The sequence below is a fragment of the Candidatus Eisenbacteria bacterium genome (assembly GCA_035712145.1).
In the GTDB taxonomy this organism is placed as follows: Bacteria; Eisenbacteria; RBG-16-71-46; order RBG-16-71-46; family RBG-16-71-46; genus DASTBI01.
Genome location: DASTBI010000040.1, coordinates 1 through 14839, shown reverse-complemented (window position 1 = coordinate 14839; position 14839 = coordinate 1). Strand labels below are relative to the sequence as shown.

Annotated in this window: 8 protein-coding genes; 4 read left to right on the top strand and 4 right to left on the bottom strand. The window is 69.1% G+C overall.

The window, feature by feature from the left end; all coding sequences use genetic code 11:
• The 3 genes from VFQ05_02505 to VFQ05_02495 all read left to right on the top strand — a co-directional run.
• Positions 1-2647: M1 family metallopeptidase (locus VFQ05_02505; GenBank protein ID HET9325624.1), on the top strand; the 2647-nt coding region annotated here is incomplete at its 5' end.
• Positions 2648-2674: 27 nt separating this feature from the next.
• Positions 2675-3871: a kynureninase gene (locus VFQ05_02500; GenBank protein ID HET9325623.1), complete on the top strand. Its 1197-nt coding sequence runs from the start codon at positions 2675-2677 to the stop codon at positions 3869-3871.
• 35 nt (positions 3872-3906) lie between these two features.
• Entirely contained in the window at positions 3907-4434 is a 528-nt protein-coding gene (locus VFQ05_02495; GenBank protein HET9325622.1) for a hypothetical protein, read from the top strand.
• Between the two features lie 58 nt (positions 4435-4492).
• On the opposite strand, the gene VFQ05_02490 is transcribed toward VFQ05_02495, so the two are convergent.
• Together VFQ05_02490 and VFQ05_02485 are read right to left on the bottom strand one after the other, a co-directional pair.
• Positions 4493-7648, bottom strand: coding sequence for a fused MFS/spermidine synthase (locus VFQ05_02490; protein HET9325621.1), 3156 nt, complete (start codon positions 7646-7648; stop codon positions 4493-4495).
• 28 nt (positions 7649-7676) lie between these two features.
• On the bottom strand, positions 7677-10736 hold the full coding sequence (locus tag VFQ05_02485) for a spermidine synthase (protein ID HET9325620.1): 3060 nt from the start codon (positions 10734-10736) through the stop codon (positions 7677-7679).
• Positions 10737-10883: 147 nt separating this feature from the next.
• Here VFQ05_02485 and VFQ05_02480 point away from each other — a divergent pair, with 147 nt between their 5' ends.
• The gene (locus VFQ05_02480; protein HET9325619.1) at positions 10884-11744 is read left to right on the top strand and encodes a protein phosphatase 2C domain-containing protein; all 861 of its coding nucleotides are present in this window, start codon (positions 10884-10886) and stop codon (positions 11742-11744) included.
• An 18-nt stretch (positions 11745-11762) separates the two neighbouring features.
• Here the strand turns inward: VFQ05_02480 and VFQ05_02475 are convergent, their stop codons facing one another.
• Complete coding sequence (locus VFQ05_02475) at positions 11763-13217, bottom strand: PQQ-dependent sugar dehydrogenase (protein ID HET9325618.1); 1455 nt, start codon at positions 13215-13217, stop codon at positions 11763-11765.
• Positions 13218-13393: 176 nt separating this feature from the next.
• Positions 13394-14839: PQQ-dependent sugar dehydrogenase (locus VFQ05_02470; GenBank protein HET9325617.1), on the bottom strand; the 1446-nt coding region annotated here is incomplete at its 5' end.

Genomic DNA, 14839 nt, shown 5'->3' with positions numbered 1-14839 from the left:
GGTGCTATTCTTCGGCATGCTTGGCCCCCGATCGCTGTGGCTCACCCTTGCCCTTCCCATGACCATCACGTCCCCCGCCGTCGCCGCCGACGACCCGGCGCGCCTCAAGCGCAACGTCGTCCCGACCTTCGAGGCCATCCGTCTCGACCTCGATCCGGCCGTCAAGACCTACTCGGGCACCGCGACCATCACGCTCGACGTCAAGTCCGCGACCCCGTCGTTCCGGCTCCACGCGCGCGACATGACGCTCACACGCGTGGAGCTGAGTCACGGCAAGACCGACATCCCGGTCACCACCGAGAAGGGCGAGATCGGGCTCCTCACCGTGAAGGCCGAGCAGCCGCTCGCGCCCGGCGGTTACACGCTCGCCATCGACTTCACCAAGGACTTCAGCGCCCGCGCCGTCAGCTTCTACCGGGTCGAGGCGGGAGGCAGGGCCTACGTCTTCACCGACTTCGAGCCGGACGATGCGCGCGGGGCGTGGCCCTGCTGGGACGAGCCGGCGTTCAAGATCCCGTGGCAGATCACGGTGTCGATCCCACGGGAGCACACGGCCTATTCGAACACGCTGCCCGAAGTGCAGATGGTCAAGGGCGAGAAGCGCGAGATCGTGTTCCGCCGCACGCTGCCGCTCTCCTCGTACCTGGTGGCGCTGATCGCCGGGCCGTTCGACACCCTCCCGATCGAGGGTCTGTCGGTGCCGGGACGGATCGTGGCGATCAAGGGGAGCGCCGGCATGGGCGCCGAGGCCGCGAGGATCACGCCGCCGATCCTGAAGGCGCTCGAGCAGTACTTCGATCGCAAGTACCCGTACGAGAAGCTGGACCTGATCGCGGTCCCGGAGTTCACGGCGGGCGCCATGGAGAACGCGGCGGCGATCACGTATCGCGAGTCGCGGCTGCTGCTCGATCCGAAGACCATGAGCCCGACGCTGCGCAGGAGCCTGATCGGCACCACGGCGCACGAGCTGGCGCACATGTGGTTCGGCGACCTGGTGACGATGGAGTGGTGGGACGACTTGTGGCTCAACGAGTCGTTCGCGTCGTGGATGGGCGACAAGATCAGCGACGAGGTCGCGCCGGAGTACCGCGCGGGCACCGACCAGGTGAACGAGATGCTGCGCGCCATGGTGGTGGACTCGCGCCTCACGACGCGCGCGATGCGCTCGCAGCTCAAGGCCACCGACAACCTGACGTCGGTCTTCGACCTGCTCTCGTACCAGAAAGGCCAGGCGATCCTCACCATGCTCGAGCGCTGGCTGGGGGAGGACCGCTTCCGCGCCGGCGTGCGCGACTACATCGCCACGCATGCGAACGGCAACGCGACCGCGGCGGATCTGTGGAAGGCCTTGTCGAAGGCCGCGGTCCAGGACGTGGGCGTGGTGGCGAGCTCGTTCCTCGAGCAGCCGGGCGTGCCGATCGTGACCGTCGAGCTGCTGGGCGGCGCCAAGGTGAAGCTCGCGCAGCGTCGCTTCGTGAGCCACGGCAGCGCGCGGCCGGCGGCGACGTGGAAGATCCCGGTCACGCTGCGATACGCGATGGGAGAGCGCACCTATACGCAGAACGTGCTGCTGACCGAGGCCTCGCAGACCGTCGAGCTGCAGGGCGGAGCCACGCCGGGGTGGATCCATCCCAACGCCGACGAGCTGGGCTATTACCGCTGGTCGGTGCCGTCCGCGATCCTCACGACCCTCGCCGATAACGCGTCGGCCAAGCTCTCGGTGCGCGAGCGGGTGGGGTTCGTGGGCAACCTGCGGGCGCTGCTGCTCGAGGGGCAGGTGCGCGGCGACCTGTACTACGGATTGCTCTCGGTGTTCGGACGCGATCCGGCGCCCGAGGTCACCTCGGCGGTGATCGAGGCGCTCAACGCGAGCCGCAATCCCTTCGTCACGCCCAAGACCCGCCCGGCCTTCGCCGATTACGTGCGGCGCACGCTCGGACCTGCGCTGGATCGGATCGGGCTCGATCCGAAGCCCGATGAGCCGCAGCGGGTCACGGTGCTGCGGCCGACGCTGATGCTCTCGCTCGCGGCCGACGGCGAGGACCCGCGTGTGCTGGAGAAGGGCCGCGCCATGGCCGCCGCCTACATGAAGGACCCGGCCTCGGTTCACGCCTCGCTGCAGGAAGTGTCGCTGGCGATCGCGGCGCTGCGCGGCGACGTGGCGCTGTTCGAGAGCTACAAGACGCGCTTCGAGAGCGCGGCCACGCCGACCGAGCGATCGCGATACCTGAATGCGCTCGCGTACTTCGTCGATCCGGCCGCGGCCAGGAAGTCGCTCGGCTATGCGGTGGCGGGGAAGCTGAGGCCGCAAGAGATCATGAGCGTGGCGAACATCATGGTGGGGCTGCGGCCCGAGCTGCACGACGTCATCTACCAATGGATGGTCGACCACTACGACTACATCGCCGCGCACATCCCGCCCGGAAGCGTGGCGAACCTGCCGCGCGCGGCGGCGGGTTGCTCGCTCGAGCGCATCTCACGGGCGCGCGCGTTCTTCTCGCAGCCGGCGCACGCTCCGGTCGGCACCGACAAGGAGCTGGATCGCGTGGAAGCCGGCGTGCAGGAGTGCGTGGCGCTCCACGAGCGCGAGGGCGAGAACGTGGCCCGAGCCTGGGCGCAGCGTCCGCAGACGGCGAGCGGCCGGTGATCGTGTTTGGCGCCTGGCGCTGAGCGGATGGCGACGCTGGCCGAGATCCTCGCCAGGCCCAACACGCTCGCCCGTCACTACTCTCGCTTCCGCGTGGCCGAGCGGCTGCTGCTCACCGGTCATTCTCACCAGGCGTGGCCTGACGTGGGCTTCGAAGGCCAGGTCGAGGCGTGGAACGACGCGGCCGAGCTGGTGGACGAGAAGTGGGCGCGCGCCTTCGCCAAGGCCGAGCGCGTGCGGCGTGGTTTCGCGGCGTTGCTGGGTGACCGCCGTGGAGTCATTGCGCTCGGGCAGAACACGCACGAGCTGGTGACGCGGTTTCTTTCGGCGCTGGCTTTGACGGAGCGTCCGCGGCTCGTCACCACCGACGGGGAGTTTCACACGCTGCGCCGTCAGATGGATCGGCTGGCCGAGATCGGCGCGCTGCAGGTGGTGAAGGTCAGCGCCACGCCGGTCGAGTCGCTGGCGGAGCGACTGGCGGCCGCAGTCGACCGGCGCACCGCCGCCGTCCTGACGTCCTCGGTGCTGTTCTCGAACGCGCGCATCGTGCCGCACCTCTCCGCCACGCTCGGGGTCTGCCACGCGGCCGGCGCGGAGCTGCTGGTCGATGCCTACCACCATCTGAACGTCGTCCCCTTCGATCTGGCGCGCGATGGGCTGGACGATGCATTCGTCGTGGGCGGCGGGTACAAGTACTGCCAGCTCGGCGAAGGGAACTGCTTCCTGCGCGTGCCTCCGGGACGAGAGCGGCTGCGCCCCGTGCTGACCGGTTGGTTCTCCGAGTTCGCGCTGCTTTCGGAGCGGCCGACCGGCGAAGTGCCTTATGGCGAAGGCGCCGCGCGCTGGAGCGGGGCGACCTACGATCCGACCAGCCACTACCGCGCCGCCAGAGTGTTCGACTTCTTCGAGGCCGAAGCGCTGACGCCGGCGCTGCTGCGCGAGATCAGCCAGCACCAGGTGGGATTGCTCGCGGCGCAGTTCGATGCGCAGGACCTGGATCCGGCGGTGGTGACGCGGGACCGCGAGGCGCCGTTGGGGGGTCTGGCGGGGTTCCTGGCGCTGCGCGCGCCGAGAGCGGCCGAGCTGGGCGCGGCCTTGCGGGAGCGCGGCGTCTGGGCCGACACGCGCGGGGAGCTGCTGCGGCTCGGGCCTGCCCCGTACTTGTCGGATGATCAGCTGCGCGACGCCATGGCAATCCTGGGGGACGTGGCCCGCAGGCCGTAGGCGCGCTATGCTGCGCGCGTCCCGGAGCGCATCCCATGCCCGCTGATTTCCCCGGAGCGTTCGCCGCGTTGCGCGAGATCCTGAGCAAGCATGGCTCGGGGATGATCGTCCAGGCCGATACGCCCACCGAGTACACGCTGGTCACGCGAGCCATCGGCCCCAACAAGAAGCCCCTCTGGTTCGCGGGCGTGCTCTCCAAGAAGAGCGCCGTCACGTTTCACCTGATGCCGCTCTACAACAACCCCAAGCTCCTCGTCACGCTGCGGCCCGAGCTGAAAGCTCGCATGCAAGGGAAGTCCTGCTTCAACTTCCAACGCCCGGACGAGAAGCTCTTCGCCGAGCTGGACCGGCTCACGGCCGCCGCACGCGATCAGTGGAAACGCGCGGGCTTCCTCGAGCCTGGCGTGATTTCCAGGGAGCGCTTCGAGGAGGCCTTCCAGGCGGCGGGAGGGGACGTCGCCGCGATGGCGGCGCGCCGCAAGGCCGTTACAAGAAAAAGAAAGGCGCAGTTAGGGAAAAAGAGAACCTCGGCTGGGGTCCGAAAAGCAAAAGTGCGCGGGTGAACTGTCCTCGAGGACAGTTCAACTCTCCCCGGGGAGAGTAAGAAGTTACAACGAGTCGCTACTTGCGCGTGATCGCGGCGTGGATCAACCGCGCGCGCAGGTCCGGTCCCGGATCTGCGCCCATGCCGGCTGCCAGCGCCACGCGCCGTGCGCCGAGCGTGTCGCCGACCGCCAGCTTCGCGGTCGCGCCGCCATCCAGGAACAGCGCGGGATCGAGCCACGGCTTGCCCTGGCGCGGCGGAATGATCAGCAGCGAGTCGGTGAGCACCGCGGCGCGCCGGTAGTCGCGCGACTCCAGGCTCCACAGCCAGTCGAGCACGAGGTGCACGGGGCGAGGGGCTCGGCCGCGTTCCGCGATGTCGCGGGTCCGGGCGAAGAAGACGGGATCGGGACTTCCAATCGAGCCGCGGTGGAAGTCCTCCTCGCTGAGCACGGCGTTCGTGAGCCACTCCTGGGGATCGGCGCGTCCCGGCGCCATCACCCGCTCGAAGCGCTCGACCGCGGCGAACAGACGCTTCGCTTCCTCGGAATCCACGACCGCGGGTTTCTTTGCCAGCGCACTTCGAAAATGCGCGTTCTGGGCCAGGTCCGCGAAGCGCGGGATCGGCGCGAACAGCTCATCGCCCATGTCGGGCAAGGGCACCGCGGCAGCGCGAATGGCGGCCACGCTGTGGCGGTCGGCATGAAGGCGCAGCATGCCGATGGCGAACGCCTTGCGGAAGCGCGCGCGCTCGGCTCCGAGATCGAGGAGCGGCATGAAATCGGAGTTGGGCCGGGTGCGTTCGAGCAGCGGCGCGAACGTCGCGCGGTCGCCCACCCAGGTCGCGTCGAGCCGCCGCGGAGCGAGCGGCGGCGTGCGGGCGAGGTCGGCCTGGAGCCCCGGCTCCAGGATCACGTTCCAGTCCGGGACGAGGCCGCCTTCACGGTCGGTCGCCAGGACCATGCAGTCGGAGCGGGACACCATCCGGACGTGAAAATCCCGGAAATTACGGTGGAGCGCGGCCAGCACGGTGAGGACCAGGTCGTCGTCGAGGCTGTACAGGTGGATCCACTGGGCCAGCACGCCGTCTTCGGTGAGCGACGACTTCACGCGCCGATAGAACTCGTCGGTGAACAGGCCCGACACACCGCTCACCCATGGGTTCGAGGGCTCGCTGACGATCAGGTCGAAGCGCTCGCGGCTGGCGGCAAAGTAGGAACGCGCGTCGTCGATCACGAACTTCGAGCGCCGGTCCTCGAAGACCCGCTGGTTGGCGGGGAGGAAGAGCCGGGCCCCCTCGATCATGTCCGGCTCGATCTCGATCGTCACCAGCTTCTCGAGTCGCGGGCTCCCGAGCAGGACGTGCGAGGTCATGCCCGAGCCCATGCCGATCACCGCCGCGCTCTTCGCCTGCGCGGCATAGGCGAGCGACACCATGCCGGCGAGGAACTGCGTGGATTCGTCTCCGGTCAAGGGGGCGCGGCGCTGCGAGGAGTCGGCAGTGAGGCGCGTCATGTCGATCGAAGCATCCGCCTTGCCGTTGGTCGAGAGCGTCTGCAATCCGCCGGAGACGCGCACGCTCACGGTCGCGGTGCGGCCGTGGTGGTAATAGAGCACCTGCGATTCGCTCTTCGCCGGCACACGCCCGGTGACGTACACGCCGCTCACCAGCCGCAGCGGATCGAGCCGCACGGTGACCATCACCATGACGATGACCAGGAGGCCGCCCAGCGCGGCGAACGCCACCTGTCTCACGTTTCGCTCCGGCCGCGGCAGCGCGAGCAGGAGAACGCCGAGGCCGATGTCGAGCGCGGCGCCGGCGGCCAGCAGGCGCTCGAGCCCGAGCCACGGCAGCAGCGCCAGCCCGGCGAGCGCGGCGCCGAGGATCGAGCCGATGGTGTTGGCGCCGTACACCGCGCCGATCGCGCGCTCCCCGCCCGAGCGCATGAGGATGCGAGTGATCAGCGGCAGCGTGATGCCGGCGCAGAACGTGGCGGGCAGCATGACCGCCAGGCAGATGGCGTAGCGTGCGAGCGAGAACATCTCGTAGCCGCGCGGCGCGTGCTCCAGGCCGTTGACGATCGCGGCCATCCACTGGAACGACCAGGCATAGAGCGGCAACGTGCCGAGCGCGAGCGCCCCCATGGCCCACTGCGCGGCCGCCAGCACCTCCAGCGGCCGGGTGAAGCGATCGGCGCGCCGATGAAGCCACAGAGCCCCCAGCGCGAGACCGAGGATGAAGGCCGAAAGCATCAGCTCGAAGCTGTGCGTGGCGCTCCCCAGCACCAGCGAGAGCATCCGCACCCACGCGATCTCGTAGACGAACGATGCCACGGCGGTGCCGAAGCTGACGCCGATGAGGAGCGGTGGCAGCCATGCTGCGGGCGGAGCTGCGTGGTCCCCCCGCGCGACGGGCGCTGGCCCGCCCGCGGGTTTCGCGGCGATTTCACCCGGAGTACGCCGTGCAATCTCTCCCGGTATCCTCCGTGGCATCTCCGTCGGTCCAGGTGCCAAGGACGACGGCGCGGCATCGGGCACCTCCCCCTCGCCGATCGGCGCGGCCGCGCCGCGCCGCGCGATCCACAGCACGCCGCCCGCCACCACGAGGTTGAGGATGGCCGCCGCCGCGAGCGTGCCGCGCAGGCCGCCGATGCTCACCAGCCAGAACCCGGCAAGGAGCACGCCGGCCGCCGCGCCCAGGCTGTTGGCGAAATAGAGGAGCGCCACCACGCGGCCGGGCTCTTTTCGCCGGCGCCGCGCGACTCCGGCGGCCATCAGCGGGAAGGTGGCGCCGAGCAACACCGACTGCGGCAGGATCAGCAGACCGGCAATCCCCCACTTCACCGCCTGCAGCGCGAACGACTCGCCGAAGGCCGGGAAGATGCTGCGGTAGGCGAGCTCGGTGAGGGCGACGAACGCGGGGTGGAAGAGCAGGCCCAGCACGCCCGCGGCGGCCTCCACCCATGCGTACAGTCGCAGCGGATCGGCGATCCTCTCCGAGATCCGCGCCACGGCGAGCGCGCCGGCCGCCATGCCGCCCATGAAGATCACGAGCACGATGACCTGGGCGTAGGCGCCGTGGCCCACGAACAGCCCCAGGTATCGGCTCCAGACCGATTCGTAGATCAGCCCGGCGGCGCCCGAGAGAACGAACGCCACCAGCAACGCCGGAAGTGGGAGCGGTGCGGGGGATGTGGCTTCCGAATCCGCGGGCTTCGGGTCACGGCGCGCCATCGGGGCGGCATGCTACCACGCTCGCGACCTACCGGTCGGTGATCCACGCGTGCACCAGCCGCGTGCGCAGATCAGGGCCAGGATCTTCCCCGACCGCGCAGGCTCGGTACACGCGCCTCGCACCCTCGAGGTCTCCCATCGCCAGCTTCGCCGTGGTTCCTGCGCCCAGCACGAGCGAGGGGTGGACCCAGGGCCGCGGGGCGCGAGCCGACGCCATGATCACCGAGTCGGTCAACGCCGCCGCCCGCGGCCAATCGTGCGCCTCGAGCGCCCTCAGCCACTCGAGCGCCTGCAGCGCAGGACGGGGCCCCTGACGAGCGAGGCTGAAGACCCTGTCGTAGAAAGCCTCGTCGACCCAGCCGATGCTCCCGCGGTGCAGATCCTCCTCGCTTTGAATCGCGTTCTCGAGCCACTGGTGCGGATCGGTTCCGGCGGGCGGCGTCAGGACGTCCTCGAGCCGCCGCGCGGCGGCGGAGAGGCGCGCGGCCTCGGCAGAGTCCACCGTGACCCGGTGACCGGCCAGCCCGGCGCGCAGGTGCACGTTCTCGAGCAAGGCGTTCAGGCGCGGCACACGCTCGAGCGCGATCGATTGAACTCTCTCGAGCGGCCCGAGCTCGGCCGGCGTCACGCGCGGCGCGCGGACGGCCGCGAGGCTCTGGCCGTCCTCCTGCAATCGCAACAGACCGTTCGCGACCGTGTTGTGGAAGCGGGCGCGCTCGGCGTGGAGATCGAGGATGGGCATGAAGTCCGAGTTGGAACGAGCTCGATCGACCAAAGGAGCGAGGGTCTCGCGATCCGCGACCCAGGTGGCGGCCAGCTGGCCGGCGGTCAGCGGCAAGGCGGGCGCGAGGTCGGCGGCCATGGCCGGTTCCTCGAGCACGCTCCAATCGTGGCCGTCGAGGCGATCCCCGGCCACGATCAGGACGTCCGTGCTCGAGACGATGAAGATCTCGAAGTCGGCGAAGTGACGCTGGATCGCCGCCAGCACGCTCAGCACCAGGTCGTCGTCGAGGCTGTAGAGATGGAGCCACTGGGCGAGCCGCCCATCGGGAGTGAGCGAGGCCTTCACGCGCCGGTAGAACTCCTCGGTGAACAGGCCCGAGACGCCGCTGACCCAGGGATTCGACGGCTCGGACACGATCAGGTCGAACGGCTCTCGGCTGGCGGCGAAGTACGACCGCGCGTCGTCGACCACCAGACGCGATCGCGGGTCGTCGAACACCCGGCGGTTGGCGGGGAGGAAGAGCTTCGCCCCGGTGATCATGCTGGGCTCGATCTCGATCGTCACGACGCGAGTCATGCGCGAGCTTCCGAGCAGGACGTGCGACGTCATCCCGGAGCCCAGGCCAACGACCGCAGCGGTCCTGGCCCGGGGTGCTTGGACGAGCGACAGGACGCCGATCAGGATCTGGGTCGATTCGTCGTCGGTGAACGGCTGGCGAGGCCGCGAGGGATCGGGATGGAGCCACCCCGCGCTGAGCGAGGCATCGGCCTTGCCATTGGTGGAGATCGTCCGCGAGCCGTCGGGCTGGAGGCGCACGCTGATCGTCGCGGTGCGACCATCCTGGTAGTAGATCACCCGGCTCTGCTTTGGACCGATGAGCTCGCCGGTGCGGTAGACGCCGCTCACCAGATGAAGGGGATCGAGGCGCACCGAGGCCAGCACGGCCACGATCACCAGCACGCCGCCCAGCGCCGCCACCGCCGCGCGCCGGAGCGCCGGCCGCGGTCCGGTCTGGGCGAGCAGCGCGATGCCGAGCGCGATGTCGAGCGCCGCGCCGGCCGCGAGGAGTCGCTCGAGCCCGAGCCAGGGCAGCAGCGCCAGCGCCGCCAGTGCGGCGCCGAGGATCGAGCCGAGCGTGTTGGCGCCGTACACCGAGCCGATCGCCTTCTCGCCGCCCGAGCGCATCAGGATGCGGGTGATCAAGGGCAGCGTGATCCCGGCGCAGAAGGTGGCCGGAAGCATCACCGCCAGGCAGATGCCGTAGCGTGCGAGCGAGAACCACTCGTAGCCGTTCGGCGCTCCCTGGAGCCCGCGCACGATCGGCACCATCCACTGGAAGGACCAGGCGTAGAGCGGGAGCGTCCCCAGCGCGAGCGCGCCCATCGCCCACTGCGTGGCCGCCAGGGCTTCCAGTGGGCGGGTGAAGTGGTCGGCGCGCCGGTGGACCCACAGAGCGCCGAGCGCCAGGCCGAGGATGAAGGCGGAGAGCATCAGCTCGAAGCTGTGAGTCGCGCTCCCGAGCACCAGCGACAGCATCCGCACCCATGCGATCTCGTAGATGAACGAGGCGGCCGCGGTGCCGAAGCTGACGCCGATGAGTATCGCGGGCGGAGTCGGATGGCCCATCTGTGCGGCAGGTGTCGGCCCGCCCGCGGGTTTCACGGCGATCTTGCTCGCCGCGATCGGCGTCGCGCCGCCGCGCCGCGCGATCCACAGTACGCCCGCCGCTACGAGCAGATTGAGCAGCGCCGCGGTGACCAGCGTGCCGCGCAACCCTCCCACGCCGGCCAGCCAGAACCCCGCCGCGAGCACGCCGGCTGCCGCGCCCAGGCTGTTGGCGAAGTAGAAGAGCGCCACCACGCGGCCGGGCTGCTGCGGCCGGCTTCGGACCACGCCGGCCGTCATCAGCGGGAAGGTGGCGCCGAGCAGCACCGACTGCGGCAGGATCAGCAGTCCGGCAATTCCCCACTTCACCGCCTGCAACGTGAACGATTCGCCGATGGCCGGGAACCACGAGCGGTAGGCGAGCTCGGTGAGCGCGATGAACGCGGAATGGAACAGAAGGCCGATGACGCCGGCCGCCGCCTCGATCCAGGCGTAGGCTCGCAGCGGATGAGCGATCCGCCCGGAGAGGCGCGCCACGGCGAGCGCGCCGGCCGCCATGCCGCCCATGAAGATCACGAGCACGATGACCTGGGCGTAGGCGCCGTGGCCCACGAACAGCCCCAGGTATCGGCTCCAGACCGATTCGTAGATCAGTCCGGCGGCGCCCGAGAGGACGAACGCCACCCACAACGCCGGAACCGGGAGCGGTGCCGCGGATCCGGCTTCCGAGTGCGCTCCCATCCGGTCACGGCGCGGCATCGGTGCGGCATGCTAGCACGCACGTTGCTCACATGCCGCGCCGGGCGTAGGATTCGGCCACTTCGAAAGGGCTTCCTACCGACGAGGGCCGCCGCGATGCACAATTCCTCCCAGCAAACCGACCGTGCCCGCGAAGCAGGAGGGCGCATGAACCATGCGAAACGATTCCGGGTGGAAGTTGCCGCGCTCACCGACCCGGGAAGGGTCCGCGAACGCAACGAGGACGCCTTCGCGGTGTTTCGCATTGGCCGCTTCCTCGAGCGCGTGACCAGCAGTCTGCCGGCCGAGGATCTTCCCGAGCGTCACGAAGCCATCGGACACGTGATGATCGTGGCGGATGGCCTGGGCGGTCACGAAGCGGGAGAGGTGGCGAGCCACACCGCGATCAGCAAGGTGCTCGAAGCCGTGATGACCGAGCAGCACTGGGCGCTCGAGCTGGACGATCCGGAGACGCGCGAGACGGAGCTGAAGGAGATCGAGCAGCGCTCACGCCAGTACCTGGCGAAGATGCAGGATGCGGTGCGCGAGCGCGCCGCGTCGGACCCGGCCATGGCGGGCATGGGGACCACCTTCACCGGCGCTTACGTCGTCGGCCGGGACCTGTTCGTGACGCACGTCGGCGACTCCAAGGCCTATCTGGTGCGCAACGGCGAGCTGGAGAAGATCACCCACGATCACACGCTGGCCCAGGAGTACGCCGACCTCGGCATGATCCCGCAAGAGGAAGTGGACACGCACCGGCTCCACCACGTGCTCACGCGCGCCGTGGGCGCCCATGACGAGACGCCGGTCGGCGACTTCCATCACGTGCTGCTCGAGGAAGGCGACCGCATCCTGGTTTGCTCGGATGGCCTCACCGACATGACGGGGCCTCAGGACATCCTGGCGGTGCTCCACCGGTACGCGAAGAGCGAGCTGGCGTGCCGGGCGCTGGTCGATCTGGCGCTCGAGCGCGGCGGACGGGACAACGTCACGGTGATCGTCGCGGCATTCTCGGGCGTCGCCTAGCCGGTCCCGCCAGGGTTGCTAGCGCACTCTCACCACGCGCACGGTTTCGGTGTAGGGCCCGACACCCACCCGCACCAGATACACGCCCGCACCGACGCGGGTCCCGCGATCGTCCCGGCCGTCCCAGGCGTAGTGTCCGACCTGCGCCGCGCCCACCGGCGCACGGCGAAGCCTTCGCCCCGCCATGTCGAAGATCTCGAGCATGGCGGGTTCCGCCTCGGCGACCGCCCATTCGAGGTCGAGGCGCTCCCGGAAGGGATTGGGTGAGGCTCGGAGCGCGTGGCGCATCGGTTCCGGGACGCCAAGCGTGCTGGTGTAGCGAATGCGCCTGACCATTCCCGTGTTGGTGGCGCCGGCGTCGTTGGCTGCCTTGAGCCACCACAAGCTGCCGTCCTTGACGCCGACGGCCACGTCGGTCAGGAACTGAATCCCCAAAGCCCAGTCCAACCCGTTCGGCTGGCCCGGGACCGGCGCGGGGGTGATCCATGAGGAGCCATTCCTGACCAGTCGCCGCAGCTGGCTGTAGAAGTAGTCACCGTAGAAGAGACTGCCCTGGTAGATCGATGGCCAGTTGGCGGTGCCGGCGAATACCGGCCGATACACGCCCGCGGTGAGAATCGCGAAGAAGCCCTGGTGCCCGATCGAGAAGATTGGCTCGTCGAACACGCTGCCGGGCGGCTCCGTGCAGCCGTTCGGCGTGAACGTCGCCGGACCCTCGCGAAAGGGCCAGCCGTAATTGCCACCGGCCACGATCTCGTCGAGCTCCTCGTATTGGCCCTCGCCGACGTCGGCCAGCAGGACGGAGCCGGTCATCGCGTCGACGTGGAATCGCCAGGGATTCCGAAGCCCCTGGGCCAGCACCAGGCAGGCGTTCGAATCGGGGCCGACGAAGGGGTTGCCTGAAAGCGGAATGAGCAAGGCGCGCGGCACCGGGCCGCCTCCACCTGCCGGGATCCGGGTGACGTCCAGTCGAAAGAGCTTGCCGAGCAGTGATCCGGGAGTTTGAGCCGCGCACTGGAAGCCGTCATCGCCGGTGGTCAGGAGCAGCATGCCGTCGTTCCCGAACCGGAGGCCAAGCCCATTGTGCTGCTCGTTGACGTCCGGCAGGTCGTGGATGAGCGTCAGTTTGGACGAAAGGAAGAGACTCTCGCCGGAGGGATTCGCGATGTCTCCCATCGCCGTGTAGCGGACCAGCACGGCACGGGACCCCACGTGGGTGTAGCCGACGTAGACATAGGGATAGGCCGGCCAGCGAGGGTCGACCGCGATTCCCTGCAGGCCGCGCTCGGCTCCGGTCGTGAGACTGTCGACGACCACGAGCGGGTCGACGGCGGCGATGTGCCCGTTCACCACCATCCGGATCTTGCCCGAGTTGAGCTCGGTGAACAGCAGCCGCCCGTCGGGGAGGAACGCCATCGCGTTGGGCTGATCGAGGCCCGTGACGATGGTGTCGTCGACGAAATGGGTCGGCAACTGAACCTGCCCGCCTGCCGGGAGAATCGGCAGGGAGCACGAAGCGAGCAGCCAGAGGATCGTGCGTCGAGCGCATGCGCGGCGGATCGACGGTCGCACGCGCGGAAGCGTAGCACACGCTCGCGGAAGAGCGCGGCGAAAAGCCGCCCTCGAGTCGCCGAAGAACTCAGCTCGGCTCAGCGCACGAGCAGGATCCGCACCGTCTGACTTCCACCCTCGTGACGAAGCCGGGCCAGGTACACGCCGGCGGGCTCTCGAGCGCCGCGCTCGTCGGTGCCATCCCAGGTCACTCGTCCCGCGGCCGAGTTTTCGTCGAAGCGACGGATGCGTCTGCCGCTCGTGTCGAAGACTTCGATCACCACCGCACTCGGCCTGGCCAGCCGCCAGCTGAGATCGACCTGGTTGTGGAAAGGATTGGGCGAGGCGCTGAGCGCGCGCTCGGCGAGCGGACCGCCGGGCACGTCGACCGTGCCCGAGTAACGAATGCGCTTCACCATGCCGGTGTTCGCCGCGCCGGCGTCGTCGAACGCCCTCAGGTAGTAGAGGCTGCCGTCCTTGCCGACCGCGAAGTCCACCATGTAGCGAAGGCCGGTGGCCCAGTCGGAGGAATTGGGCTGGCCGGGGACGGGCGAAGGAGTCGACCAGGTGGAGCCGGACTTCGTCAGTCGTCGCAGCTTGCCGTTGTAGAAGTCGCCGTAGAAGAGGCTGCCGTTGTACGAGGTAGGCCAGTTGTACGTCCCGTTCATGACGGTCCGGTAGACCGCGCCGGCGATGACGGCAATGAAGCCGGTATTGCGGTCGAGGGACAGGATCGGAGCGATCTTCGTCGTGCCGGGATCGGTGCAGCCCACTCCCGTGCGCACCAAGGGGCCTTCGCGGAAGGGCCATCCGTAGTTGCCGCCGGCGACCATCTCGTCCAGCTCTTCGTAGGTGTCCTCGCCCACGTCCCCGAGCAGGATCGCGCCGTTGCCGGGGTCGACCGTGAAGCGCCAGGGATTGCGCAGGCCCTGCGCATAGACCAGCGAGGCGTTCGAGTCGGGGCCTACGAACGGATTCCCCGAGCTCGGGATCAGCATCGCCCGCGGCACGGGCCCGCCGCCGCCTGCGGGGATGCGAGTCACTTCGAGCCGCAACAGCTTGCCTTTGAGCGAACCGTTCACATGTGCCTGGCAGCGGTCGTCGTCGTCACCCAAGGTCAACAGGAGCTTCCCATCGGTCGCGAAGCGCAGACCGAGGCCGTTGTGATTGCCGACGTTGTCGGGGAGGTTGTGGATGAGCGTGCGCTTGGATCCCAGGGTCAGGTTCTCGGCCGTGGGACTCGTGAGATCCCCGGTCGCGGTGTAGCGGGCCAGGGTCATGCGGCTCCCGGTGTGCGTGTAGCCGACATACACGTAAGGAAAGGTCGGCCAGCGAGGATCGACCGCAATGCCCTGCAGACCGCGCTCGACTCCGGTCGTGACGCTGTCCACCGTGATCATCGGGTCGGTGGACGCCACGTGACCGTTCACGATCATGCGGATCTTGCCGGTCGTCAGCTCGGTCACCAGCAGCCGGCCGTCCGGAAGAAACGCCATGCCGTTGGGCTGGTTGAGACCCGAAACGACGGTCTCGTCGACGAAGCT